Origin of the sequence: Neglectibacter sp. X4 (genome assembly GCF_009917365.1) — a bacterium.
Taxonomy (GTDB): domain Bacteria; phylum Bacillota; class Clostridia; order Oscillospirales; family Acutalibacteraceae; genus Acutalibacter.
The window spans coordinates 1-24,510 of record NZ_QWLE01000005.1; the positions used below are offsets into that span (position 1 = coordinate 1).

Below are 24,510 nucleotides of genomic sequence, written 5' to 3' on the forward strand. Positions count from 1 at the left end.
ACGGAGCGGGAGGTTTAGGATATGATTAGAGAGAAAATACAGCAGAAGGGGCGATACAGTAAACGCGCTTGAAAACCGGTACAGCCTGATTTTCAAGCATGCGGCCTTGCCGACTGTAAAGCCCTGCCGCGAGGTGTCGGGATGTCCGGGGATTTTGAAGAATGGAGCAGCGCGCAGTTAGCGCGCCGGGTGCGTCAGGGGGACGCGGATGCCTTTACGGCGCTTAGCGCCCGGTATCTGTGGCTGGTGCGGGCAAAGGCCCACAGGTTTTCCGGCGCCCATGCGCCGGAGGTGGAGGATCTGACCCAGGAGGGCCTTTGGGGGCTGTACACAGCGGCAGTATCCTTTGACGAAAGGGCCGGGGCTTCCTTTTCCACCTATGCGGGGGTGTGCATCTATAACCGTATGGCAAGCGCTGTGCGGCGCTATGGCAGCAGCGGCAACAGGACTTTGAACGAATCGGTTTCCCTGGACAGCGGCGATATGGCTTTCACCGTGGCAGGGGAAGATCCCGGGGCCGCGCTGGAGCTGCGGGAATGGCTTCACCAGCTTCGCCAAAGGCTGGAAGCGTCCCTTTCCCCTTTAGAACGCCGGGTGCTGGCGCTGTACCTCAGCGGCTGCCCCAGGCGGGAGCTACCGGAAAAGCTGGGGGTGTCCCAGAAGTCCTGCGACAATGCCCTGCACAGGGTGCGCAGCAAGCTGCGGGCCATGGAGTAAGCCGGGCTTGTACCCTATATATGCCCAGGTATGAGAGAAAACGGTGCAACTCCGTTGCGGGCAACAAGTATTACGGTAAAGCGAGGTTTCAAATCATGTATGAGGACAAGACCCTTACCTGCAAAGAGTGCGGCAGGGAGTTCGTGTTCACAGCCGGGGAACAGGAATTCTATGCGGAAAAAGGCTTTGCTAACCAGCCCCAGCGCTGCAGGGAATGCCGCCAAGCCCGCAAAAACCCAGGCCGTTCCCAGCGTGAGATGTTTACGGCTGTGTGCGCTTCCTGCGGGAAAGAGGCCCATGTGCCCTTCCAGCCCCGGGAGGATCGCCCTGTCTATTGCAGCGAGTGTTTCGCCGCTATGAAAGAGGAAACGGATTGACAAAGGGCCGGCGGGCAGAAGCCCCGCCGGTTTTGCTTTTTCTTCCTTTCTTTCCCGGATTTGCGGCGGTTGGGGGGTTGACAAAGTCTATATCCCATGGTATAATACCATTGTATTCTGATAGCACGAAAGATGAACTCGCAGTTTCTGTAAGTCATTGGAGCGTCTGATGATTTACACAAGCTGTGAGTTTTTTGTCAGGCACGGAGCACGGGCTTCTCCCCTCAAGGAAATTCCCGTTATCCGGCTCGGCTAGCCGGATACGCAATACTTTCTATGGAGGTGCCGATCATGAACGGTACAGTTAAATGGTTCAACGCAGAAAAGGGCTATGGCTTCATTTCCAACGACGAGGGCGGCGAGGACGTGTTCGTACATTTCTCCGCTATCCAGTCCGAGGGCTTCAAGACTCTGGAAGAAGGCCAGAAGGTCACTTTTGAAACCGAGCCGGATCCCAAGAACAGCGAGAAGCTGCGCGCTGTGAACGTGGTTAAGCTGTAAGTTTACCGCCCAGGCGCTAAAGGCCGGGCCTGCAAAAGCAGGCTCCGGCCTTTTTGCTATATCGTTGATAAGGCTTTTTTGATGAAACACAGGAAAGGGAGTGTTTGCCTTGCAGACCGGCATCAGCACCGCATGTCTGTACCCTATGGAAACGGAGAAGTCCCTGGAAATCCTCTTGGAGCAGGGGTACCGCTGTTTTGAAGTATTCCTCAACTCTGCCCGGGAAATGGAAAAGCCCTTTCTGCGGGAGCTGAAGGCCATGGGATCCTGCTATGGGGCAAGCTTTGTGTCTGTCCACCCCTTTACCGCTGCCATGGAATCCATGCTGCTTTTTGGGGACTATCCCCGGCGCACAGAGGAGGGGATGGACTTTTACCTGCGGTATGCAGAAGCCGCCGCCTATCTGGGGGCCGGATATTTCGTGGTGCATGGGCAGATGGAGGGCCACGGGAAGCTGAGCGACCAGGAATATTGGGAGCGCTTTGGGAACTTATACCGCAGGGCGGCAGGGACAGGCGCCCGCCCTGCCCAGGAAAATGTACGCAGGCTGAAAAGCGCCCGCCCGGCTTTCCTGCAGGGGATGCGCTCCTATTTGGGGGAGGACTGCGCCTTTGTGCTGGACGTAAAGCAGTGCAGGCTTTCCGGGTTTTCCATAGAGGATGTGGCAGGGGCTATGGGGGACAGGCTTTGCCATGTACATCTCAGCGGCTGCCGGGAGGGGGAGGCCTGCCTGCTGCCCGGGGCAGGGGATTTTGATTTGGCCGGGTTCCGCCGCCTGCTGGAGAGGGCAGGCTATCAGGGCGCAGTGGTGACAGAGGTGTACCGCAGCGGCTTTGGCGAGCCGGGCGAGCTGGAAAAATCCCGGGCGGTTCTGGAAAAGGCTTTTGGCTGTTAAGGGCGGCTGTCCGGGGGAATACACAAATTTTTTTGGGCCGCGCTTTCTTTTTTTCGCGGATCTTCTTGCATTTTCCCTATATTTCGTGTATACTTTTCAGACAGGGCCTTTGTGTCCCATATATTGTGGTTGACAGAAACACTCCGTTTTGCCCTCATAGGCAATGTGTTTACTTATAGAATACTTTTTGGGAGGTATCGGCTATGAAGTGTCCCTATTGCGGCTACAGTGAAAGCAGGGTGGTGGATTCCCGCCCCACCGATGAAGGCGAGCGCATCCGCCGCCGCCGGGAATGCCTGAAATGCGGCAAGCGCTTTACAACCTATGAGATCATTGAAAACGTGCCTATTGTCGTGATTAAAAAGGACAAGTCCCGGGAAACTTTCGACCGCAGCAAGCTGTTAAACGGCCTTCTGCGCGCCTGCGAGAAGCGGCCTGTCTCTGTGGACACCCTGGAGCGGATTGTGGACGAGATTGAGGCTTTGCTCCAGAACTCCCTGGACAGGGAGATTTCCTCCCAGCGCATTGGCACCTATGCCATGGAAAAGCTGAAGTCTGTGGACGAGGTGGCCTATGTGCGTTTTGCTTCGGTATACCGGCAGTTTAAGGATATCAACAGCTTCATGGAAGAGCTGAGCAAGATTATCAACAGCAAATCAAAATAAACGCGGAAAAGCGCCGGAGGGAGAATTTTCCCCCGGCGCTTTTTTGATTGCGGAGAACAGCCTATAGAGAGGCTACCGGCAAAGCTTTTAAAAAAGGGACTGATCCTAAAATCAGGGCGCGCTCACGCAGTTGGCGCTTTCCTGTGCCAGCTCTTCCAGCAGCTCTTTCACCACCACACGCTCGTCAAAGGGATATTTTTTTCCCTTAATCTCCTGGTAATCCTCGTGGCCCTTGCCTGCCAGCACCACAATATCCCCTTCCCCCGCGTTCTCCAGGCACCATTTGATTGCCGCCCGCCGGTTGGGGATCTCGATATATTTCCCGCTGGTTTTTGCCATTCCGGTTTTAATGTCCGCGATGATATCCATCACGTCCTCGTCCCGGGAATTGTCCTCTGTTATTACGGAGAGATCGGCCAGCCTGCCGCTTACCTCCCCCATCTCATACCGCCGCACCCGGGACCGGTTTCCTCCTGCGCCAAACAGGCAGATAAGCCTTGCGGGGTTATATTCCCGCAGGGTGACAAGCAGGTTTTCCATGGCAACGGCATTGTGGGCATAGTCCAGCAGCAGGGTGAAGGGGCCTGGCACCTCCACAGGCTCTACCCGCCCCTTTACCCGCACCTGCCCCAGGCCCTCCTCCATAGCGGCCTGGGGGATGCCCAACTGGTGGCAGCAGGCAATGGCTGCCAGGGCATTGCTGGCATTAAAACGTCCGGACAGGCCCACCTGGGCGGCGAACTGGAGAGCGCCGGACACCTGGAAGGTGATGCCCAGAAAGCCGGGCCGGTTTAGGTGGGCGCAGCCGCTTCCCTGATAATCTGCCCCCGTGCCGAAGCCAAAGGTCTTAACAGGGCAGGGGGCCTTTTCCAGCACGCCCATGACGGCCTCATCGTCAAAATTGCCTACAGCGGTTTCGCACATGGGGAACAGCAGGGCCTTGCTTTCCAGATACTCCTGCATGTCCTTGTGCTCTACCCCGCCAATGTGATCTTCGGAAAAATTTGTGAACACCCCGGCTTTAAAGGGGAATCCGTATACCCGGAAGTCCCGCAGGCCGATGGAGGAGGCCTCCATTACGCAGTATTCGCACCCGGCGTCTGCCATTTCCCGCAGGTATCTCTGCACCTCATAGCTTTGGGGGGTGGTGTTTTCAATCTGGGTCAGCTTATGGCCGATAAGCACCCCCACCGTGCCGATAATCCCGGTTTTATGCCCCGCAGCCTGCAAAATGGCCTGTATCATATAAGCGGTGCTGGTTTTCCCCTTTGTGCCTGTGATGCCGATAACCTGGATGTCCCCCTCTGCCGGGTTCCCGAAAAAGGCGGCGCTCATCAGGGCCAGGGCTTTTTTGGTGTCCGGCACCAGCAGCACCTGGGCGCCCGGGGCCTCCACAGGCTCTTCCGCCACAACCACCTTTGCCCCGGCGGCGCAGGCCTTGGCGGCATACTGGTGCCCGTCAGCGCTTGCCCCCCGCAGGCATACAAACGCGCAGCCCGGCAGGGCCTTCCGGGAATCGTACACAATATCTGTAACCTCCACGTCCTCAAAGCCCTGAAGCCCCAAGGCTTTTACCAGCCGCGATACCTTCATGCCAGCACTTCCTTCCGGTATTCTGATCTGTATTGTATGAGAATCCTGCTTATATCATACCTGCTTTTGAGCAGATTGTCAATGCGGCCTGGGCGGGGGGAGTGTCCAAAGCATGTGCCTTATGCCTCCGCGCCCTCCAGCAGGCGCAGCAGCAGGGCATTTGACACCAGGAAGCCTTCCGGGGTGAACCGGAGGGACTGGGGGGATATCCGGATAAGATGGGGCGGGCAGGTTTTGGCGTTTTCCAGCAGGCGGCGGAAGGCTCCCTTTCCGGCAGGGCCGAACCTTTCCCCGCAGCCTGCCTCGCTTAGCCCCTCTGTTAGGCGCAGGCGGAGCATGGCGTATTCCGGAAAAGATCCGCCCGGCCCGTCGTCCGCGGGTGCGGATCCCGCCAGGAAGCCCTCCAGATCCCGGGGAAAGTAAAACCGCCTGCCGTTTTGGAAGGAATGCGCCCCGGGGCCTATGCCCAGATACTCCTCCCCCTGCCAGTAAATAAGGTTATGGCGGCTTTCAAAGCCGGGGCGGGAGAAATTGCTGATTTCATACTGGAAGAAACCCTGACGGGCAAGCTCTTCCACGCAGAAAAGATACTCTTCGGCGGTTTCGTCCCCGTCTGGCAGAACAAGGCCCGCCGAGGCAAAGGGAGTGCCCGGCTCCACCTTCAGGATGTAGGCAGAGATATGCTGCACTCCCAAGCCAGAGGCAAACGCGATGGTGCGGCCCAGCTTTTCCCTGCTCCCGCCGGGCAGGCCCAGCATCATGTCCAGGGAAATATTCCGGAACCCAGCCCTTTGAGCGGCTTTCACAGCTTCCTCTACATTCTCCGGGCTGTGGGCACGGCCCAAGAGCTTTAGCTCTTCCCGGTCTGCCGACTGCATCCCCATGGAAAGGCGGGTGAACCCGGCTTCGGCCAGGGCGGCAAAAAAGGCCTCGTTCACATGGGTGGGATTTGCCTCCAGGGTGGCTTCCCCCGGAGGGGCAAGGGGGAAGGATTTTCTGGCCTGCCGGAGCAAACGGGAAAGCCGCTCTGGCCCCAGCAGGCTGGGGGTGCCGCCCCCAAAATAGATTGTAGTTATAGGCATACCCCCCCACTGGGCCAGCACTGCCTCTGTCCGGCGGACATAGGCATCCATGGCGCCCTCCTCGCAGGGCAGGGAATAAAAATCGCAGTAAGGGCATTTGCCCCGGCAGAAAGGGACATGGATATATAAGCCTGCCATATAGCGGCCTCCTCTTTATGGGTTTTCTCCTGCCGCTTTGGCAAAAAGGGCGGGATGCATCCGGCTGTAATGAAAAATGTATTGCTGGGCAAGGCCCGCGTTTTCCCCGAAATCCTCTGGGGAAAAGCCGGGAAGAAGGGTGTGCATGGCCCGCTTCATCCACACGTCCATGGGGAAGCACCGGGTTTTATGGAAGCCGTACAGCAGGGCGCATTCCGCCACCTTGGGGCCGACGCCCCTGATTTTTTGCAGCTCCCGGCGGCCCTCCTCCAGAGGGGCCTTGTCCACGGCTTCCAAGCTTACCTCTCCCGACGATACCTTTTGGGCCGCGTCTATGAGATATTTTGCCCGGAAGCCTGCCCGCAGAGGGGCAAGGCTTTCCGGCGTTTCCCCTGCCAGGGCCTGGGGGGAGGGGAATCCGGAAAGCCCTGTGCCAGGAATGGGGCTGCCCCAGCCCTGGCACAGCCGCTGGAGGATGCCCTTTATCCGGGGTATATTGTTGTTCTGGGAGATGATGAAAGAGCACAGGGCTTCCCAAGGATCCTGCCGCAGCAGCCGGATGCCCGGGGCAAAGGCGGCTGCCTCTGCCAGCACCGGGCTTAGGGCGCTGAGGGCCGCGCGCTTTGCCTCATAGTCTTCGTCCAGATCAAAGTATCCCCGCCAGAAGGAGTCAAATTCCGCCTGGGAACAGGAAAAGTGCTGCCTGCCCTGGGCTTCCCGCACAACCAGCGCTTTATCCTGTGCCACGCCCTGCCAGGCCCCCGGCTCTCCCGGCAGGGGCTGCCAGCGGAAGGCCTGGCCGCAGTCCAGGGTTTGGGCCAGGCTGAAGGAGGCGGGGATGGAGCAGAGGGGTTCTGTCATATGTTCGCCGCCTTTCTTTTTTTGTTAAATTTACAAAAAGTATAAATATGCATCATGAAAAAGCAGGGCGCAAGGGAGGATTTCCCGGCATTTCGCCCTGTTTCTTGCAGTATAGCACAAAAAAGGGGAAATGAACAGCCCCAAAACAGGGCAGGCAGGCAAAATTTCCCTATTTCCCGGCTGTATACTCTATGCGTTTCCTGCCGGGCAGGGGGCTTGACACAAGAATTTGTGGGAAAATATATTCCCTGGGTGGATATTGAATGGGGGAATTCCCTGCCATAAGTGTGGAAAAGCCCCTTTCTTTCCCTTTTCCACCGGGAAAACCCTTGGCGGACAAGGAGTTATCCACATTTTCCACAGAGTTTTCCACATTGGTTCACAAAGAGGGAAAGTGTTTTATGGAAACTGATGTTTGAGCCTGTTTTCCCCTTGCAAAAAGAATTTTTTTGCAAAAAAAGGGATAAATCCGCCTTCCCTGTATCAATTTTATGGGGAAAGTCAAAGAAACCGGGCTTTTGTCGGCTGGATTGCGCATTTTTATTTGAAATTTGCGGCAGAATACGGTACAATATAAGGGACATGATTTTCCCTGTTTCCCATGATAACCCCTGAAAAACTGTATTGCATGAAGAAATCCCCTTTTGTAAAGGATGTGCGCCGGAAGTTGGAAAAGCAAAGAGGAAGCCGGACAGATGAAAACATCATAGCCGGGCGCAACGCTGTAAGCGAAGCCCTGCGGGCGGGCCGCACCATTGACAGCCTGTATATTTCCCGGGGAGAGGCAAGCGGCCCGGTGTTGGCCCTTGTGGCAAAAGCCAAGGAGGCCGGGGCCGCTGTGAAGGAAGTGGACATACAGAAGCTGAACCACCTGTGCCCCGGAGAGCATCACCAGGGCGTGGTGGCAGTGGCGGCTGTGAAGGAATATGCCCGGGTGGAGGATCTGCTGGCCCTGGCCCGGAAGCGGGGCGAGCCTCCTTTCCTGGTGATATGCGACGGGCTGGAGGATCCCCACAACCTGGGGGCTGTGATACGCTCTGCGGAATGCGCGGGCGCCCATGGGGTGATTATCCCCAAGCGGCGCAGCGTGGGGCTTACTTATGCTGTGGGCAGGGCCTCGGCAGGGGCTGTGGAGCATCTGCCTGTGGCCCGGGTGCAGAACCTGCCCCGGCTGCTGGAGGACTTACAGAAACAGGGCGTGTGGATATACGCTGCCGATATGGACGGGCAGCCCTGGGTGCAGGCGGATTTGACCGGGCCTTGCGCCCTGGTGATAGGCTCTGAGGGCCGGGGGGTAAGCCGCTTGGTGAAAGAAAAGGCCGACTTTGTGCTGTCCCTGCCCCAGATGGGCAAAATCAATTCGCTGAACGCCTCAGTTGCGGCAGGTGTGCTGTGCTGCGAGGCGGCCCGCCAGAGAAGCGGGCTGCAGGCGTTCAATCCCAAAAGGAGGGATCTCTAACACCATGGCAGAGAAACCGGATTTTACTTTGGAAGATATTCTGGCGGAAGAACGGGCGCGCCGGGAGGGCGCAGGGGAGATGGATCTGCCTGCCCCCCAGCCGCCAGATCCTGTCCCCGACAAACCTGCGCCCCCAAGGCAGGAGACCCCCGCAAAGGCCCCTGCCCAGCCCCGGCCTGTCCCTGTAAAAGCGCCCCAACCCGCTCCCCCTGCGGAGCCGCCTTTCCAGGAGGAGGAAATTTCCCCTGAGGAAGAACTGCCCCAGGAGAAGCCGAAAAAGAAGAAGAAAAAGTGGGGGCTTTTCGGCAGGCGGAAAAAGATGCCGGACTTTGACGAGGGCGAGGACATGTACTATGGCATCCAGCTAAAGCCTCTGGATGAATACCGCCTGGACAATGACGTGCCCGAGGACATGGCCCCGGGAGGGGACAGCTTTAAGGCGCTGTTTGACGACTCCACCACTGCCATTGATCAGGAGGTGGAGGAGAATTTCCAGCGCCTGCAGAAAGAGCGCCGCCGCCGGGTGGCAGAGGCCGTCCAGACTGCCGGGGTGGACGAGGAGCAGATAGCCGATGAATTCGGCGTGGTGGCCCCCATGCCTGTTACGGCCTTTGCGGCGGATCCCTATGCCCGCCAGCACGGGATCGACGTGGAGGGCGGGAAGAGAAGCCAGGAGGAACTGCCGGACATCCAGCGGGCCATGCTGGAAACCTCCTCCGACCAGACTATGGAAATCAAGCTGAATGTGCTGAACAACACCGTGGAACTGCAGCAGGTGCAGGAAGGCGGCGGGATGGAAGCGGCCACAGTCAGCGAGGAAACTGTCCACAAAATATTGGAATTCGCCCCAGCCCCGGAGGAAGTGCCAGAGCCTGCTTTGGAAGAGCACATGACTGGGGAAGTGATGCTGGAGCCGGAGGAAGCCCTCATGGAGGACGGGCTGGCACAGGAAGCCCCTGTGGGGCAGGAACCTGCCTACGCGGAAGAAGCACAGCCAGCGCCCCTCCTTTCAGAGCGGGAACCCCTTTCCGGAGAGGGACAAGCCGCGGAAGCAGGAGAGTCCTTGGCACAGCCAGCCCCGGAAGCAGAGCCTCAGGCCACTATCGAAATGCCCGCGGCCCCTCCAAGGCAGAAAGCGCCGCCCCCCAGGCCCATGGCGGAAATCCCCCGGGTGCAGAGCATATACGAATACCGCTCCCGGCGCATTGCCACCCATATCATCCATGCGGATGTGCTGCAAAGCGCCCTGCTGTCTGAATCTGAAGGGCTGCAGCAAGCCTTGCAGGCAGAGATGGAGGAGGCTGCGCCCCGCCGCAGGGTGAAGAACAAAAAGCTGGAGATAAATCTCCCTGAGGAGGAAATGCCCGCCCCGGATGTGGACACCGGAGAATCCATTGAGGACTATACTGGCCCGGAGGATGCAAAGTCCATTGCCCACGAGTTGCGGGGGGACATGCACGAGCTTTCCATGCGCATGATGATAACCGGGGTGTGTACCCTTATCCTGACTGTTGTGAACCTGATTTTCGGCGGGCGCTTCTCTGCCGGCGGGGATGTGGGTTCTATGCCCATTATCTTTATTATCCTGACTGTGGTGCTTGCCGGTGTGTCCATGGGTATTTGCTACCGCACAGTGGGCAACGGCTTAAAGGCCCTGTTCTCCCTCAGCGCCAACTCTGACAGCGCCTGCGCAGTGGCTGCGGTGGCGGTGGCGGTGCAGACCCTGGGAGCAGTTTTCTTCCAAAGCGATTTGGCAGACGGCAAGCTGCACCTGTACGCTGTTGTGCTTACTGCCCTGCTGTTCTTAAACGCGGCCGGAAAGCTGACCATGCTCCGGCGCATCCACAGCAATTTCCGGTTTGTCACCTCCCGGGAGCAGAAATACGCTGTGCGCACCTTTGATGACTACAACACCTCTTTGAAGATGACCAAGGATGTGGTGGCGGAAAAACCATTGGTAGCCTACCAGTGCAGGGCTGGCTTCTTAAAGCGCTTTTTAGAGCTTTCCTACAGCCCGGATCCCACAGAATCCTCCTCCCAGCTTATTGCGCCTATTGGGCTTTTGTCCTCCCTGGTGCTATGCATTTGCAGCCTGCTGGTGACGAAAAGCGTGTCCTCTGCCCTCAGCGCCCTGGCGGCGGCCTGCTGTGCCTGTGTGGCGGCAGGGAACATGCTGGCAGTAAACCTGCCTTTAAGCCGCCTGTGCAAGACGGCACGCCGGGCCGGGGCCATGGTGGTCAGCTATGAAGCCATTGAAAAGCTGGGGGACGTAAACGCTGTTGTGTGCGACGCTTCCGAGCTGTTCCCTCCTGGCACAGTGGTGCTGGGGGGCATTAAGACCTTTGGCAACCGCATTGGGGCTGAGGAAGCCATTATGTCCGCTTCCGCTTTGATGAAGGAAATCGGCGGCCCCCTTTCCAGCGTGTTTGACCAGGTTATCAGCGAAAACGAGGACGCTTTGCCGGAGGTGGAAAAGTTCCACTATGAGCCGGGAGGCGGCATTGTAGGCTGGGTGGATGGCAGGAAAATCTATATTGGCAATCGCGGCCTGCTTATCAACAACCGCATTGAAGTGCCTGCCCGGGAGGAAGAGACGCAGTATGCCTCCGGGAATAAGTCTATCATTTATATTGCGGTGGACGCGGCAGTTGCCGCCATGCTGGTGCTCACCTATGGCGCAGACCGCCGGAAGAAAAACGAGCTGCAGCGCATGGAGGACAGCGGCATTACGGTGCTTGTGCGCACTACGGATCCCAATGTTACCCCGGCGCTGGTGGCCCGGCTGTTTGGCATTGACACTGCCTCTGTGGGGATTCTGGACGGTCAGCTTGGTCAGGAGGCCCAGAAGCTGATGGAGGAGAAAATCCCCCGGGCAGACGCGCTGGTGGCCACAAAAGGCCGCATGGAATCTATGCTCAGCGTTATTTCCGCCTGTGTGGAGCAAAAGCGCATGACAGGCCTGCTGGTGGCAATCCAGTGCGCGGTGGTGGTGTGCGGCTTTATCCTGGTGGCCTTTATGGCCTGCTTTGGAGGTATGCGCCAGCTTTCTTCCTTTACCCTCTTTGTCTTTCAGGGCATTGGCCTGCTTATCCTGCTGGCCCTGCCCAAGCTGCGAAAATAATTACCCTGTAACTCAAAAACCGTATCCGGCTTTTTCACCGGGTACGGTTTTTTCATCATATGGGGACAAAGGCGTATAGCAGCAGCCCCAAAAACAGGCTGGCGGCATTGGCGGAAAGAGCACAGGCCATGCCGCGCTTCCAGCTCTTTTCCCGCAGCAGGAACACATAAGCCAGGGCTTCCACGATAAAGACTAGCGGCTCTGCCACAAAATACACCAGCAGGCTCAGCAGGTATATCCCGAATTCAGCCTGGGCCATGAGGAATGAAAGGCCCGTCTGGGTGAGGATGTTTATGAGGATAAACACAGCCCAGCTTCCTTTTCGGCGGTACCCGAAGCAGTAAAAGGCTATGCCCTCCACCAGCAGCGTGAACACGACCCGTATGCCTACCAGCAGCGGCTGGCGCCAGGGGGGCTGGCCGGGTATTACCTCCCTGCTGCCCACATCCAGGGTTACCAGATGGCTGTAGCCTTTATATTCGAGCCCGTCTGCGGGAATGTCCCAGCTCAGCCCTGTGCCCCGCACCTCCAGGGTGGTCTTTGTGGCATTCCAGAGAAGCTCTTCTTTTGGGTGTGCGGTCCACTCCTGAAGGTAGTCTACCCTATAGCGCCTTTCAAAGCCAATCTGTACCGCGCCTTCCAAGTGTATGCGGCCTTCGTTTATGCCGTCTGTTTTCACAATGTCAATGGTTAAATCCTCCGGCCCGCCGATTACAATAATCGTCATCTCTGGCCCCATCGCCCCGTTGGCGGCGGCTCCTACAGGCAGCAGGCACAGCAGGATTGCCGCCACCAGGGCTATGCGGAAGGCTTTCCTTTTCTCCAAAATCCAATCCCTCCTTTCCGCCTATGGCAAGGGGGGCTGTGTGCAGCACACAGCCCCCCTTTTTTCATATATTTAATTTCCCCAGCCCGCTGGGCAGATGGGAGTCCAGAGGGGCGCTAATCGCCAGTGGCGATTGTTCAGCGCTGGCCGAACCGGCAGGTGAGACCGATGCCCCTTTGGCGCGGGGTTTGAGGGCGGGAAGCCCCCAAGGCCTTTCCCTTACAGCAGCTCCAGAACTGCCATTTCGGCAGCGTCGCCCCGGCGGGGGCCAAGCTTTGTAACGCGGGTGTAGCCGCCGTTGCGCTCCGCGTATTTGGGAGCAATCTCTGTGAAGAGCTTGTTGGTCACGCCCTCCTTGGTGATGAAGCCCATAACCAGCCGCTTGTTGTGCAGGCTGTTATCCTTGGCAATGGTAATCATCTTTTCCGCCAAGGACTGCACTTCCTTGGCGCGGGTTACGGTGGTTTCGATCTTGCCGTTCTCAAAGAAGAACGTTACCAGGCCGCGCAGCATAGCCGTCCGGTGGGCAGTGGCCCTGCCCAGTTTTCTGGTTCCCGGCATGATATTCCCTCCTATCTATGGTCAAAAAACTTATTCGTCATCCTTACGCAGGCTGAAGCCCAGAGAAGCCAGCTTCCATATGACCTCTTCCAGCGATTTCCGCCCCAGGTTGCGCACCTTCATCATGTCCTCCTCAGACTTGCTGATGAGATCCTCCACGGTGTTGATGCCAGCGCGCTTGAGGCAGTTAAAGGAACGGACCGACAGATCCAGCTCCTCGATGGTCATTTCAAGAACCTTTTCTTTGCCGCCCTCATCCTTTTCCACCATGATCTCTGTGCTCTTGCCCTTATCGGACAAGTCCACAAACAGGTTCAGGTGGTCGGTGAGGACCTTGGCCGCAAGAGACACTGCCTCCTGCGCGTTGATAACACCGTTTGTCCAGACCTCCAGCGTCAGCTTATCATAGTCGATGCTTTGGCCCACGCGGGTGCTTTCCACGTTGAAATTAACCTTGAGCACAGGTGTGTAAATAGAATCGACCGCAATCTCCCCTATAACGCCTTCCGGCAGGTTCTGCTTGTTGCGCTCGTTCGAGACATAACCCCTTCCCTTATCAAGGGTCAGCTCCATATAGAGCTTGGCCCCGTCTCCCAGTGTGCAGATGTGCAGATCCGGATTGAGGATCTCCACCTCGCTGTCACTTTTAATCGAATCCGCTGTAACTACGCAAGGCCCTTCAGCGGAAACCTCAATGGTCTTGGGGCCGTCGCAGTGAAGCTTTGCCACAAGCCCTTTGATGTTCAGCACGATCTCGGTGACATCTTCCTTTACTCCTGGGATGGTGGAAAATTCGTGCAGCACGCCGTCAATCTTGATAGATTTCACGGCGACGCCCGGCAGGCTGGAGAGCAGCACGCGGCGCAGGGAGTTGCCCAGGGTGGTGCCGAATCCCCTCTCCAGGGGTTCTATGACAAACTTGCCATAGGTGCCGTTTTCGAGAATTTCCGCTATTTCAATTTTGGGTCTTTCTATCTCAATCATCCGCGATCCTCCTTTTACACAGCGCTAAAAATTGCCACAGCCTACTCTTACTTGGAGTACAACTCGACGATGAGCGTCTCGTCCACTTCCAGATCGATGTCCTCACGGGTGGGCATCTCGGCAATCTTCGCCTGCGCGTTGGGGGCGTCTACGTCCAGCCACTTGGGAGTGGGCCGGGCGGAGTTAGCTTCCAGCACAGCCTTGAATTTATCGCTCTGGCGGCTGCCGTCCTTAATGGCAACAGTCTCGCCGGGCTTACAGAGATAAGAAGGGATATCCACTTTCTTGCCGTTTACCGTGTAGTGCCCATGAACCACAAGCTGGCGGGCCTCGGCACGGGAGTTTGCCCAGCCGCAGCGGTACACCACGTTATCCAGGCGGGACTCCAGTAAAATCAGCAGGTTGTCGCCAGCCTTGCCGGGCATCTTGGTGGCCATTTCGTAGTAGTGGTGGAACTGGCCTTCCAGCACGCCATAGAAACGGCGGGTCATCTGCTTGGCGCGAAGCTGCAGGCCATATTCGGATGTCTTTTTGCGGCCCTGGCCATGCTGGCCGGGGGCATATGCCCGGCGGCTGATGGCACACTTGTCTGTGTAGCACCGCTCGCCCTTGAGGAACAGCTTCTGGCCCTCGCGGCGGCACAGCTTGCACACGGCTTCTGTATATCTTGCCATATTCTGAGTAACCTCCTAATTATTGCTGCATTTACACGCGTCTTCTCTTGGGAGGACGGCATCCATTGTGGGGGATGGGCGTAACGTCTTTGATCATGGAGACGTCCAGGCCCGCTGCCTGCAGGGCGCGGATAGCGGCTTCACGCCCGGCGCCAGGCCCCTTTACATAGACCTCTACAGACTTCATGCCGTGTTCCATAGCCAGGCGGGCGGCAGTCTCAGCGGCAGTCTGCGCGGCGAAGGGGGTGGACTTGCGGGAACCGCGGAAGCCCAGCTCGCCGGAGCTTGCCCAGGAGATTGCGTTGCCCTGGGTGTCGGTGATGGTGACGATGGTGTTGTTGAATGTGGACTGGATATGGGCTGCCCCGCGCTCGATATTCTTACGCTCGCGGCGGCGGCGCACCGTACCCTTTACGCCCTTTTGTGCTGCCATGTGATAAACCCCTCCTTACTTCTTCTTGTTAGCCATTGTCTTGCGGGGGCCCTTGCGGGTCCGGGCGTTTGTCTTGGTGCGCTGGCCCCTTACGGGCAGGCCCTTGCGGTGGCGCACGCCCCGGTAGCAGCCGATTTCAATAAGGCGCTTGATATCGAAGGCCACGTCGCGGCGCAGATCGCCTTCCACATGGCAGTTCTTGTCGATATAGTCCCTGAGCTTCGCAGTGTCGTCCTCAGAAAGATCGCGCACGCGGATGTCGGGGTTTACGCCGGTATTGGCGCAAATGTTAGAAGCGGTCTTACGGCCGATGCCATAGATATAGGTCAGCGCGATTTCAATGCGCTTGTCTCTGGGCAGGTCGATACCGGAAATTCGAGCCATTGTTACACCTCCAAAAAATTAGCCCTGGCGCTGCTTGTGCTTGGGGTTGTCACAGATGACCATGACCTTGCCCTTGCGCTTGATGATCTTGCATTTTTCGCACATCTTCTTCACAGAAGGCCTTACTTTCATAACTTTACCCTCCTTGGTACGGGTTGTTTCTCACTATCGCTTACTTAGAACGCCAGGTGATGCGCCCTTTGGTAAGGTCGTAAGGAGACATCTCCATGGTGACCTTATCCCCCGGCAGGATGCGGATGAAGTTCATGCGCAGCTTGCCGGAAATGTGGGCCAGCACCGTGTGGCCGTTTTGCAGCTCAACCTGAAACGTCGCGTTGGGCAGGGCTTCTTTCACAATGCCCTGCACTTCAATTACGTCCTGCTTTGACATTAGGCAAAAACCTCCGTACTTACGATTTCCCCGCCCTGTCCCGGAAAGGCCGGAGGGCGGAACGTATTTGTCGATTGGTTCTCAGGGCTTCCTCGGGAAGCACCGTGGCGGTAGCCGCCACATGGAACGGCTTCTTGCGCTTGGGCCTCTCCAGGGGGCGGCGCTTGCCGTCGCACACCCAGAGGCATGGCCCCTCCGTTCCCAGCACTGCCAGGAAATCCCCTTTGTCACGGCCTGCTATAGACCTGACCACCTGCCCCCGTTTTATTTCCATCCCGCACCCCTCAGTCCAGCCGGGTGAGGATAACGGGGCCGTCAGGGGTGATAGCCACTGTGTGCTCAAAATGGGCTGACAGGGAATGATCCCTTGTCACAGTGGTCCAGCCGTCCTTTAATACCTCTATTTCTTTGCGGCCAAGATTTATCATAGGCTCTATGGCTATGGTCATCCCGGCCTGCAGCCGCACCCCCCTGCCGGAGGTGCCGTAATTGGGGACGCTTGGGTCTTCGTGCAGCTTCGCACCTACTCCGTGGCCGACAAATTCTCGTACCACCGAGTAATTGCGAGCTTCGACATACCCCTGCACTGTGCTGCCGATATCCCCCAGGCGGTTGCCGGGGCGGGCCTGCTCAATGGCTTTAAACAGCGCCTGCTCGGTAGCGTCCAGCAGCGCCTGCGCTTCCCCGCTTATTTCTCCGCAGGGGAAGGTCCAGGCGTTGTCGCCGTGAAACCCCTTATAGCAGGCCCCCACGTCTATGCTGACGATGTCGCCCCGCTTCAAGATGGTTTCCTTTTTGGGTATGCCATGGATCACCACGTCGTTTACAGATATACATGCGCTGGCCGGAAAGCCGTTATAGTGCAGGAAGCTGGGGGTAGCCCCCATTTTCGTGATATAGCTGTGCACTATTTTGTCCAGCTCCCATGTGGAGGTGCCGGGCTGTACAGCCTCACCGGCAAGGCGTAGTGCTGTCTGCGAGATTTTCCCGGCCTTCCGCATAATGGAAAGCTCCCGGCTCGTTTTCAGCACGATCATGAAAGATCCTCCAAAGCCTCCAATACCAGCTTGGTGGTTTTCTCCACCTCATCCTGGCCATGAACCACCAGCAGCTTGCCCTGGTTGGAGTAATACTCCTTCAAAGGCTCTGTCTGGGTGTGGTACACTTCCAGGCGTTCCTTCACTGTATCCGGGTGGTCGTCCTTGCGCTGAACAAGGGTGCCGCCGCAGCTATCGCATTTGCCTTCCTCCTTGGGCTGTTTGTACTGCACATGGTAGGAAGAGCCGCAGGCTTCGCAGACACGGCGTCCGGACATGCGGGAGACGATCTCTTCGTCGGGTACTTCAATATCCAGTACCGCGTCGATCTCCACCCCCATGGCGTCCAGAGCCTCGGCCTGAGGGATGGTGCGGGGGAAGCCGTCCAGGATGAACCCGTTCTGGCAGTCCTCCTCAGAGAGGCGGTCTTTGATGATGCCGATGAGGATTTCATCAGGCACAAGCTGGCCGCTTTCCATATAGCTCTTGGCTTTCAGCCCCATCTCTGTGCCGCTTTTCAGCGCTTCACGGAGGATATTCCCCGTGGAGATTGTGGGTATATTTTTCTTCTGGCAAATAATTTCCGCCTGGGTGCCTTTGCCGGCGCCCGGGGCACCTAAAAGAATCAGCTTCATAGCAAAACTCCCTTTCTCAAATACCCGCCGGAGCCGCCCCCGGCGGCGTTTTGCACGCCTGCCCTTTGGGGGTCTCCTGCGTTATCCGGGGAGCGCTCTTTTGGCTGGGCAGATTCCCAGCCGGTAAGCAGCCCCCGTTTCTACCAGTCTGCGGGGTACTGCCTTAATCCAAGAAGCCCTTGTAATGGCGCATCATCATCTGGGACTCCAACTGCTTCACAGTCTCCAGCGCCACGCCAACAATAATGATGACGGAGGTGCCGCCTAAGGACAGGCCGCTCATGCCGGTGATATTGGTGAAGATGATGGGGATGAGGGCCACGAAGGCCAGGAACAGCGCGCCAATCAGGGTTACTTTGGAGAGGATTTTGGCGATGAAATCCGCCGTAGGCTTGCCGGGACGGAGGCCCGGAATCGTGCCGTTGCTCTGGCGGAGATTATTGGCCATTTCCAGTGGGTTATACTGGACGGACATATAGAAATACGCGAACATCACGATCAGCAGGAAATACAGGATGATATAAACCCATCCGGTCTGTTGGAAGGCATTCAGGACAGAGGCCCAGAAGGAGCCTTCAGCGGGATGCGCGAAGAACTGGACGAACTGGGGAATGGACAGGATGGCGCTGGCGAAGATAACGGGCATAACGCCGCTCATAGCCACCTTGATGGGCAGGAACGTGCTCTGCCCGCCGTACATCTTGCGGCCTACCACCTTTTTGGCATACTGCACCGGGATGCGCCGCTCGGCTTCGTTCATAAAGACGATAACCCAGATGACCACCAGGAACAGCACGATGAACAGGGGGGCCAGCACCAGGAAGTGCCCGGCTGTAGAGGGGCTGTCCAGGCCCAGCTTGAAATACTGCCAGACAGATCCGAAGGTGACGGGAAGCCTTGCCACAATGCCTGCAAACAGGATCATGGAAATGCCGTTGCCAATGCCCTTCTCGTTAATCTGCTCGCCCATCCACATAATGAGGGCTGTGCCTGCCGTAAAGGCCAGAACAATGACAAAGCCTACAAACACGCCGCCTGCCCCGGCAGTGTACTTCACAATGCCGGAACTGCGCAGGTAGATATAATAGGCCACGCCCTGGATAAGCCCCAGGCCCACAGTGACAAACCGGGTGATGGTGGCAATCTTCTTGCGCCCCTCCTCGCCTTCCTTCTGCAAGCGCTCTAAAGCAGGGATGGCGATGGTCAAAAGCTGCATAATGATGGAGCTGTTGATATAGGGGGTAATGCCCATGGCGAACAGGGAGGCATACTGGAACGCGCCGCCTGTCAGCATGTTGATATAGCCCAGGGCTGTGTTGGCGCTCGCGCTCTCCATCAGGGCCTGTAAGCTATTCATGTCTAAAAACGGAATGGGAATCACAGAGCCAAAGCGGAACGCGATGATGATAAACAGGGTAAACAGCATCTTTTTCCGCAGATCCGGTATCCGCCACGCGTTTTTTATCGTGTTCAGCAACTCAGATCACCTCGGCCTTCCCGCCAGCGGCTTCGATCTTGGCTTTCGCCGCCTCAGAGAAAGCACTGGCCTTTACGGTAAGCTTTTTTGTCAGCTCCCCGTTTGCAAGGATCTTCACGCCGTCGCCGCACTTCTTGATAATGCCTGCTTCCATGAGAGCGGCAGCGTCTACCGCGGCGCCGTCCTCAAAGCCGTTCAGGCTTCCCACGTTTACGGAAACGATGTCCTTTGCGAAAATATTGTTAAAGCCGCGCTTGGGGATACGCCGCTGCAGGGGCATCTGGCCGCCTTCAAAGCCGGGCCGCATGCCATGGCCTGCCCGGGCCTTCTGGCCCTTGTGGCCCTTGCCGGCGGTCTTGCCGGTGCCAGCGCCATAGCCTCTGCCAATGCGCTTACGCTCTTTTGTAGCGCCGGGCGTAGCTGTTAGCTGATTGAGCTTCATTGTCACGCACCTCCTTAAAGCTTACTTACTGACTGTGACCAGATGGCCTATTTTCTTAATCTTGCCCTGGGTCTGGGGGTTGTCGGGCTGCTCCACGCAGTCCCCCACCTTTTTAAGCCCCAAAGAGAGGGCTGTGGCTATTTGATCCTTCTTGCAGCCAATCAGGCTCTTTACCAAAGTGATTTTCACCTTCAAGCCCTCCTTTTTACAGAATTTCCTTCACGGTCTTCCCGCGGATGGCGGCCACCTCTTCTGCAGTGCGAAGCTGGGTAAGGCCAGCCATGGTGGCACGCACCACGTTGCAGGGGTTGTTGGAACGCAGGGCCTTAGTGCGGATGTCCTTAATGCCCGCGCTTTCCACCACAGCACGCACAGGGCCGCCGGCGATAACGCCGGTACCGGGGGCGGCGGGCTTCAAAATCACCTTGCCGGCGCCAAACTCGCCCACAATCTCGTGGGGGATGGTGCTGCCTCTGAGGGCAATCTTTGTCAGGTTCTTCTTGGCGTCCTCAATGCCCTTGCGGATAGCGTCGGGCACTTCGGCGGCCTTCCCGATGCCAAAGCCCACGGTGCCCTGGCCGTCGCCTACTACAACAAGGGCGGAAAACTTCATTACGCGGCCGCCCTTTACAGTTTTGGCTACGCGGTTGATGGAAACCACGCGCTCCTGCATATCCAGTGTCGTTGCGTCGATATTACTAGCCAAAATGGTATTCCTCCTTCTTAGAAGTTGAGGCCGCCCTCGCGGGCGCCTTCGGCCAGCTCTTTGACGCGGCCGTGGAAGATATAACCGCCGCGGTCAAAGACCACATTGGTAATGCCTTTTTCTGCTGCCTTTTCCGCAATCATCTTGCCCACCTTGCGGGCCGCTTCCTTGTTGCCGCCCTTGCCCTCAAAGCTCTTGTCCAGGCTGGAGGCCGCGCACAGGGTGCGTCCGGCTGTATCGTCGATAATCTGGGCGTAAATGTTTGTAGAGGAGCGGAACACATTCAGCCGGGGCCGCTCTGCAGTGCCGGCTATTTTGCCCCGCACCCTCTTGTGGCGGCGCAGGCGCGCTTTATTTGTATCTGCCTTATTGACCATTTCTTCTCAACTCCTTAACCATTAGCCTTTAGCGCCCTTGCCGGCCTTGCCTTCCTTATGGCGCACATACTCGCCCTGATAGCGGATGCCCTTGCCCTTATAAGGCTCGGGGGGCCGTTTCTCGCGGACTTCCGCCGCAAACTGCCCGACCTTCTGCTTATCAATGCCGGAAATGACAATGGTGTTCTGGTTCGGGGCCTCGATCTTGATGTCCTCGTTTTCCGAAACGATCACCTGATGGGAATAGCCCAGGTTCATTACCAGGTCTTTCCCCTGCTTCTGCACACGGTAGCCAACGCCCTGCACATCCAGGGTTTTGGAGAAGCCTTCCGTTACGCCCAGCACCATGTTCTGCACCAGGGTCCGGGTCAGGCCGTGCAGGGAACGGGATTCCTTCTGGTCATCCGGGCGGGTGACTAAGATTTCCTCCCCTTCCTTCTGGATGGTGATAACCGGGTTGAAGCTCTGGGTCAGGGTGCCCTTAGGCCCCTTCACTGTAACAACGCTGCCGTCAATTGCAACATCGACGCCGGCGGGAATATTTATGGGTTTTCTTCCAATTCTCGACATATTCGCGCACCCCCTCTTTTTACCAAATGAATGCCAGCACTTCGCCGCCGACATTTGCCTTCCTGGCGGCCCTGTCCGTCATGATGCCATGGCTGGTGGAAACAATGGCCACGCCCAGGCCCTTCATAACCTTGGGCAGTTCCTCCACGCCGCTGTAAATCCGCAGGCCGGGCTTTGAAACACGCTTGAGGCCTTTGATAACCGGCGTGCGGCCGGCAGCATACTTCAGGGTGATGGTGATAACGCCCTGCTTGCCGTCCTCTGCCACGGTGAAGTTTTTAATATAGCCCTCGTCCAGCAGAATCTGGCAGATGGACTTTTTCATGTTAGAGGCAGGCACCTCCACGGTATCGTGCTTCGCGGACTGGGCGTTGCGGATACGGGTGAGCAGATCGGCGATTGTATCTGTAACTTGCATAGCTTTACCTCCTAATGTTTACCAGCTTGCCTTCTTTACCCCGGGGATTTCGCCCTTATAGGCAAGCTCCCTGAAGCAGATGCGGCAAATACCGAATTTCCGAAGGTAGGCATGGGGCCTTCCGCAGATCTTGCAGCGGTTGTATTCCCGCGTGGAGAACTTCTGCCCGCGCTGCTGCTTGATTTTCATAGAAGTCTTGGCCACAGTAAACCCTCCTTATCTTGTAAACGGCGCGCCCATCAGCGTCAAAAACTCACGGGCTTCTTCGTCTGTATGGGCGGTGGTAACAAAGCAGATATCCATGCCGCGCACCTTATCCACCTTATCATAGTCGATTTCAGGGAAGATGAGCTGCTCTTTGATACCCATGTTGTAATTGCCCCTGCCGTCAAAGGAATTGGGGTTGATGCCCCGGAAGTCGCGGACACGGGGCAGGGCCGCGTTAAAGAGCCTGTCTAAAAACTCATACATCCGCTCTCCTCTGAGCGTCACCTTCACGCCAATGGGCATGCCTTCACGCAGCTTGAAGTTCGCAACGGACTTCTTTGCTTTGCACACCACGGGCTTCTGGCCCGTTATCTTCATCAGGTCGCCGCTGATAGCGTCGATAACCTTCAGGTTGTCTTTGGCTTCGCCCGCGCCTACGTTGATGACTATTTTCTCCAGCTTCGGAATCTGCATAACGCTCTTGTAGCCGAACTTCTTCATAAGAGCGGGGGCAACCTCAGCCTTGTAGAAATCCTTCATTCTTGCCATGTGTTCTTCTCCCTCCCTTACAGCGACTCGCCGCATTTCCTGCAAATGCGCTCTTTGGTGCCGTCCTGCAGGACTTTGTGGCCTACGCGGGTGGGCTTTCCGCAGCGGGGGCATACCACCTGCACCTTGCAGGCGTAAATGGCGCTTTCGGCCTTGATGATGCCGCCAGGCTCACCCATTCTGCGGGGCTTCACATGCTTCTGCACAAAGTTTGCGTTCTCTACGATGACCTTGCCCTCTTTGGGGCTTACCTGCATGACCTTGCCTTTCTTGCCGCGGTCTTTGCCGCTTAAGATCACAACGGTATCGCCGGTTTTCACATGAACCTTATTATTCATCTTACGCGCACCTCCATCAAAGCACTTCCGGTGCCAGGGACAGGATCTTCAGATATTCCCTGTCGCGCAGCTCGCGGGCCACCGGCCCAAAGATGCGGGTGCCCCTGGGGTTCTTGTCGTCACGGATAATAACGGCCGCGTTCTCGTCAAAGCGGATATACGTGCCGTCCTCGCGGCGCACGCCGGAAGCGGATCTGACGATAACCGCCTTTACCACGTCGCCCTTTTTCACTACGCCGCCGGGGGCCGCCTTCTTCACGGAAGCCACCACCACGTCGCCTATATTGGCATACCTCCTGCCGGTGCCGCCCAAGACACGGATGCACATAAGCTCCTTTGCGCCCGTGTTGTCGGCCACCTTGAGGTAAGACTGCTGTTGAATCACAGTACGTTCCTCCTTTGCTTACAAAGCCAAATAATTTCGTAACAAGCCTGTAAAAGCCTTACTTGGCCTTCTCGATGATCTCGACCAGGCGCCATCTCTTGTCCTTGGAAAGGGGGCGGGTCTCCATAATGCGTACCCGATCTCCCACGCTGCATGTGTTCTCCTCGTCGTGGGCCTTGCGCTTCACAGTGCGCTTGATGACCTTGTTGTAAATGGGGTGCTTCACGCTGTCCTGAATGGCGACCACCACGGTCTTGTCCATCTTGTTGCTGACTACCCGGCCGACAGCGGTTTTTCTCATATTTCTAGCTTCGCTCACGTATTTTATCCTCCCTTCCCTTATGCGTTCCCGGCGCTGAGCTCATTCTCGCGGATGACGGTTTTCACCCGGGCAATGTCCCGCTTGACAGCGGAGATACGCATGGGGTTGTCGAGCTGATTGATAGCGAGCTGGAAGCGCAGGTTGAAAAGCTCGGCCTTCAGGTCCTGAAGCTTGCTGTTCAGCTCGTCAGCGGTCAATTCTCTGATCTCTGAAGCTTTCATTTTCTACGCCTCCGTTTCTTTAGCTACGAATTTGCACTTGACCGGCAGTTTATTTGCCGCAAGGCGGAGGGCCTCCCTGGCGGTGGCTTCGGGCACGCCGCCCAGCTCAAACATAACGCGGCCGGGCTTTACCACGGCTACCCAGTATTCGGGGGAACCTTTACCGGAACCCATGCGGGTTTCGGCGGGCTTCTGGGTTACGGGCTTATCGGGGAAAATCTTAATCCAGACCTTGCCGAAACGTTTGCAGTAACGTGTCATGGCAACACGGGCGGCCTCGATCTGGTTAGATGTGATCCAGGCAGGCTCCAAAGCCTGCAGGCCAAAATCACCGTAGGTGACAGTGTTGCCCCGAAGGGCCTTGCCCTTCATGCGGCCGCGCTGGACGCGGCGGTATTTAACGCGCTTTGGCAGTAGCATTTACCTGCGCCCTCCTTCCCTTTTGTCTGTACGGCGGCGGTCGCCGTCACGGCGATCCCGGCGGTCGCGGCGGTCTTCCCGGCGGGGGCGCTCGGGCCGCTCGCCCCGGTTGTCATTCAAAACCTCGCCCTTATACAGCCACACCTTTACGCCTACCCGGCCATAGGTGGTGGCAGCCTCCGCAAAGCCGTAATCAATGTCGGCCCGCAGGGTCTGCAGGGGGATGGTGCCGTCGTGATACTCTTCGCTACGGGCAATGTCCGCGCCGTTCAAACGGCCGGAAACCTTTGTCTTGATGCCCTTGGCGCCCAGGCGCATGCTGCGGCCGATGCAGCCCTTCATGGCCCGGCGGAAGGAGATGCGGCGCTCAAGCTGGGAGGCGATGTTCTCTGCCACCAGTTGTGCGTCCAGGTCAGGCTGGCGCACCTCTACGATATTGATGACAACGGGTTTCCCCAGCATCTTCTCGCACTGCTGCCGCAGCTTCTCAATCTCCGCGCCGCCCTTGCCGATAACCATGCCGGGCTTGGCGCAGTGGATGTGGATGCGCACCTTGGACGCATCGCGCTCAATCTCTATTTTCGGGATGCCTGCGGAGTAGAGCTGCTTTTTCAGGGCTTTGCGCAGGTTGTAGTCCTCTACCAGGGTGTCGCCGAACACGTTGTCCTTGGCGAACCACCGGGAATCCCAGTCTTTAATAACGCCCACACGCAAACCGTGGGGATTAACTTTTTGTCCCATAAC

The 24,510-nt window shown here is 57.4% G+C and carries 36 protein-coding genes; 7 read left to right on the forward strand and 29 right to left on the reverse strand.

Translation table 11 applies throughout. The annotated features are described in order from the left end of the window. The first annotated feature begins 141 nt into the window (after positions 1–141). The 5 genes from D1841_RS04360 (at position 142) to nrdR (ending at position 3,155) form a co-directional block, all read left to right on the forward strand. Positions 142–717, forward strand: coding sequence for a sigma-70 family RNA polymerase sigma factor (locus tag D1841_RS04360; RefSeq protein ID WP_160642137.1), 576 nt, complete (start codon positions 142–144; stop codon positions 715–717). Between the two features lie 95 nt (positions 718–812). Next, on the forward strand, positions 813–1,094 hold the full coding sequence (locus D1841_RS04365) for a zinc-ribbon domain containing protein (RefSeq protein WP_160642136.1): 282 nt from the start codon (positions 813–815) through the stop codon (positions 1,092–1,094). Positions 1,095–1,382: 288 nt separating this feature from the next. Further along, positions 1,383–1,595: a cold-shock protein gene (locus D1841_RS04370; RefSeq protein WP_334466997.1), complete on the forward strand. Its 213-nt coding sequence runs from the start codon at positions 1,383–1,385 to the stop codon at positions 1,593–1,595. A gap of 109 nt (positions 1,596–1,704) precedes the next feature. Beyond that, complete coding sequence (locus tag D1841_RS04375; protein ID WP_160642135.1) at positions 1,705–2,490, forward strand: sugar phosphate isomerase/epimerase; 786 nt, start codon at positions 1,705–1,707, stop codon at positions 2,488–2,490. 203 nt (positions 2,491–2,693) lie between these two features. Then, positions 2,694–3,155, forward strand: coding sequence for a transcriptional regulator NrdR (gene nrdR, locus D1841_RS04380; protein WP_160642134.1), 462 nt, complete (start codon positions 2,694–2,696; stop codon positions 3,153–3,155). A gap of 111 nt (positions 3,156–3,266) precedes the next feature. On the opposite strand, the gene D1841_RS04385 is transcribed toward nrdR, so the two are convergent. The 3 genes from D1841_RS04385 to D1841_RS04395 form a co-directional block, all read right to left on the reverse strand. After that, the gene (locus D1841_RS04385; protein ID WP_160642133.1) at positions 3,267–4,748 is read right to left on the reverse strand and encodes a UDP-N-acetylmuramoyl-L-alanyl-D-glutamate--2,6-diaminopimelate ligase; all 1,482 of its coding nucleotides are present in this window, start codon (positions 4,746–4,748) and stop codon (positions 3,267–3,269) included. Positions 4,749–4,867: 119 nt separating this feature from the next. Beyond that, positions 4,868–5,968: a radical SAM family heme chaperone HemW gene (hemW, locus tag D1841_RS04390; RefSeq protein WP_160642132.1), complete on the reverse strand. Its 1,101-nt coding sequence runs from the start codon at positions 5,966–5,968 to the stop codon at positions 4,868–4,870. Between the two features lie 15 nt (positions 5,969–5,983). Next, positions 5,984–6,829 carry a DNA-3-methyladenine glycosylase gene (locus tag D1841_RS04395; protein ID WP_160642131.1) on the reverse strand — a complete coding sequence of 282 codons (846 nt, stop codon included), beginning with the start codon at positions 6,827–6,829 and terminating at the stop codon, positions 5,984–5,986. A 667-nt stretch (positions 6,830–7,496) separates the two neighbouring features. Between D1841_RS04395 and rlmB the strand changes: the two genes are divergently transcribed. Together rlmB and D1841_RS04405 are read left to right on the forward strand one after the other, a co-directional pair. Then, entirely contained in the window at positions 7,497–8,288 is a 792-nt protein-coding gene (gene rlmB / locus D1841_RS04400; RefSeq protein WP_160642130.1) for a 23S rRNA (guanosine(2251)-2'-O)-methyltransferase RlmB, read from the forward strand. 4 nt (positions 8,289–8,292) lie between these two features. Next, positions 8,293–11,409, forward strand: a complete 3,117-nt coding sequence (locus tag D1841_RS04405; protein ID WP_160642129.1) for a hypothetical protein — start codon at positions 8,293–8,295, stop codon at positions 11,407–11,409. Between the two features lie 55 nt (positions 11,410–11,464). On the opposite strand, the gene D1841_RS04410 is transcribed toward D1841_RS04405, so the two are convergent. From D1841_RS04410 to rpsC, 26 genes are all read right to left on the reverse strand, one after another. Beyond that, positions 11,465–12,235, reverse strand: coding sequence for a hypothetical protein (locus D1841_RS04410; protein ID WP_160642128.1), 771 nt, complete (start codon positions 12,233–12,235; stop codon positions 11,465–11,467). 219 nt (positions 12,236–12,454) lie between these two features. Next, positions 12,455–12,796 carry a 50S ribosomal protein L17 gene (gene rplQ / locus D1841_RS04415; RefSeq protein WP_160642127.1) on the reverse strand — a complete coding sequence of 114 codons (342 nt, stop codon included), beginning with the start codon at positions 12,794–12,796 and terminating at the stop codon, positions 12,455–12,457. Between the two features lie 30 nt (positions 12,797–12,826). Further along, positions 12,827–13,780, reverse strand: coding sequence for a DNA-directed RNA polymerase subunit alpha (locus tag D1841_RS04420; RefSeq protein WP_160642126.1), 954 nt, complete (start codon positions 13,778–13,780; stop codon positions 12,827–12,829). A 47-nt stretch (positions 13,781–13,827) separates the two neighbouring features. Next, positions 13,828–14,454, reverse strand: coding sequence for a 30S ribosomal protein S4 (gene rpsD / locus D1841_RS04425; RefSeq protein ID WP_160642125.1), 627 nt, complete (start codon positions 14,452–14,454; stop codon positions 13,828–13,830). 31 nt (positions 14,455–14,485) lie between these two features. Further along, complete coding sequence (rpsK, locus tag D1841_RS04430) at positions 14,486–14,887, reverse strand: 30S ribosomal protein S11 (RefSeq protein ID WP_160642124.1); 402 nt, start codon at positions 14,885–14,887, stop codon at positions 14,486–14,488. A 15-nt stretch (positions 14,888–14,902) separates the two neighbouring features. Further along, a complete protein-coding gene (gene rpsM / locus D1841_RS04435) occupies positions 14,903–15,271 on the reverse strand; it encodes a 30S ribosomal protein S13 (protein ID WP_160642123.1) in 369 nt (122 codons plus the stop codon). A gap of 18 nt (positions 15,272–15,289) precedes the next feature. After that, complete coding sequence (gene rpmJ, locus D1841_RS04440; RefSeq protein WP_016404088.1) at positions 15,290–15,403, reverse strand: 50S ribosomal protein L36; 114 nt, start codon at positions 15,401–15,403, stop codon at positions 15,290–15,292. A gap of 40 nt (positions 15,404–15,443) precedes the next feature. Then, positions 15,444–15,662: a translation initiation factor IF-1 gene (gene infA, locus D1841_RS04445; RefSeq protein ID WP_160642122.1), complete on the reverse strand. Its 219-nt coding sequence runs from the start codon at positions 15,660–15,662 to the stop codon at positions 15,444–15,446. A gap of 19 nt (positions 15,663–15,681) precedes the next feature. Beyond that, a complete protein-coding gene (locus D1841_RS04450; protein ID WP_237076187.1) occupies positions 15,682–15,936 on the reverse strand; it encodes a KOW domain-containing RNA-binding protein in 255 nt (84 codons plus the stop codon). A 10-nt stretch (positions 15,937–15,946) separates the two neighbouring features. Further along, positions 15,947–16,699: a type I methionyl aminopeptidase gene (map, locus tag D1841_RS04455; protein WP_160642121.1), complete on the reverse strand. Its 753-nt coding sequence runs from the start codon at positions 16,697–16,699 to the stop codon at positions 15,947–15,949. Beyond that, positions 16,696–17,334 carry an adenylate kinase gene (locus D1841_RS04460; RefSeq protein WP_160642120.1) on the reverse strand — a complete coding sequence of 213 codons (639 nt, stop codon included), beginning with the start codon at positions 17,332–17,334 and terminating at the stop codon, positions 16,696–16,698. Before D1841_RS04460 ends, map begins: the two co-directional genes overlap by 4 nt. Positions 17,335–17,497: 163 nt before the next feature. Continuing rightward, positions 17,498–18,811 carry a preprotein translocase subunit SecY gene (gene secY, locus D1841_RS04465; RefSeq protein ID WP_160642119.1) on the reverse strand — a complete coding sequence of 438 codons (1,314 nt, stop codon included), beginning with the start codon at positions 18,809–18,811 and terminating at the stop codon, positions 17,498–17,500. A gap of 1 nt (position 18,812) precedes the next feature. Further along, positions 18,813–19,253, reverse strand: coding sequence for a 50S ribosomal protein L15 (gene rplO, locus D1841_RS04470; protein ID WP_160642118.1), 441 nt, complete (start codon positions 19,251–19,253; stop codon positions 18,813–18,815). Between the two features lie 21 nt (positions 19,254–19,274). Then, complete coding sequence (gene rpmD, locus D1841_RS04475; RefSeq protein ID WP_160642117.1) at positions 19,275–19,448, reverse strand: 50S ribosomal protein L30; 174 nt, start codon at positions 19,446–19,448, stop codon at positions 19,275–19,277. A 10-nt stretch (positions 19,449–19,458) separates the two neighbouring features. Beyond that, the gene (rpsE, locus tag D1841_RS04480) at positions 19,459–19,926 is read right to left on the reverse strand and encodes a 30S ribosomal protein S5 (RefSeq protein ID WP_160642200.1); all 468 of its coding nucleotides are present in this window, start codon (positions 19,924–19,926) and stop codon (positions 19,459–19,461) included. A 50-nt stretch (positions 19,927–19,976) separates the two neighbouring features. Next, positions 19,977–20,336, reverse strand: a complete 360-nt coding sequence (rplR, locus tag D1841_RS04485) for a 50S ribosomal protein L18 (protein WP_160642116.1) — start codon at positions 20,334–20,336, stop codon at positions 19,977–19,979. Between the two features lie 21 nt (positions 20,337–20,357). Next, complete coding sequence (rplF, locus tag D1841_RS04490) at positions 20,358–20,906, reverse strand: 50S ribosomal protein L6 (RefSeq protein WP_160642115.1); 549 nt, start codon at positions 20,904–20,906, stop codon at positions 20,358–20,360. 19 nt (positions 20,907–20,925) lie between these two features. Beyond that, entirely contained in the window at positions 20,926–21,324 is a 399-nt protein-coding gene (gene rpsH, locus D1841_RS04495; protein ID WP_160642114.1) for a 30S ribosomal protein S8, read from the reverse strand. A gap of 18 nt (positions 21,325–21,342) precedes the next feature. Then, entirely contained in the window at positions 21,343–21,528 is a 186-nt protein-coding gene (locus D1841_RS04500; protein WP_160642113.1) for a type Z 30S ribosomal protein S14, read from the reverse strand. 12 nt (positions 21,529–21,540) lie between these two features. Continuing rightward, positions 21,541–22,080 carry a 50S ribosomal protein L5 gene (gene rplE, locus D1841_RS04505; protein WP_160642112.1) on the reverse strand — a complete coding sequence of 180 codons (540 nt, stop codon included), beginning with the start codon at positions 22,078–22,080 and terminating at the stop codon, positions 21,541–21,543. A 17-nt stretch (positions 22,081–22,097) separates the two neighbouring features. After that, positions 22,098–22,418, reverse strand: a complete 321-nt coding sequence (gene rplX / locus D1841_RS04510) for a 50S ribosomal protein L24 (RefSeq protein ID WP_160642111.1) — start codon at positions 22,416–22,418, stop codon at positions 22,098–22,100. 16 nt (positions 22,419–22,434) lie between these two features. After that, positions 22,435–22,803, reverse strand: coding sequence for a 50S ribosomal protein L14 (rplN, locus tag D1841_RS04515; protein ID WP_160642110.1), 369 nt, complete (start codon positions 22,801–22,803; stop codon positions 22,435–22,437). Positions 22,804–22,861: 58 nt separating this feature from the next. Beyond that, positions 22,862–23,104, reverse strand: coding sequence for a 30S ribosomal protein S17 (gene rpsQ, locus D1841_RS04520; protein ID WP_160642199.1), 243 nt, complete (start codon positions 23,102–23,104; stop codon positions 22,862–22,864). Between the two features lie 38 nt (positions 23,105–23,142). Next, positions 23,143–23,346: a 50S ribosomal protein L29 gene (rpmC, locus tag D1841_RS04525; protein ID WP_160578505.1), complete on the reverse strand. Its 204-nt coding sequence runs from the start codon at positions 23,344–23,346 to the stop codon at positions 23,143–23,145. 3 nt (positions 23,347–23,349) lie between these two features. Then, complete coding sequence (rplP, locus tag D1841_RS04530) at positions 23,350–23,766, reverse strand: 50S ribosomal protein L16 (protein ID WP_160578504.1); 417 nt, start codon at positions 23,764–23,766, stop codon at positions 23,350–23,352. Further along, on the reverse strand, positions 23,767–24,507 hold the full coding sequence (gene rpsC / locus D1841_RS04535; RefSeq protein ID WP_160642109.1) for a 30S ribosomal protein S3: 741 nt from the start codon (positions 24,505–24,507) through the stop codon (positions 23,767–23,769). Positions 24,508–24,510 lie beyond the last annotated feature (3 nt).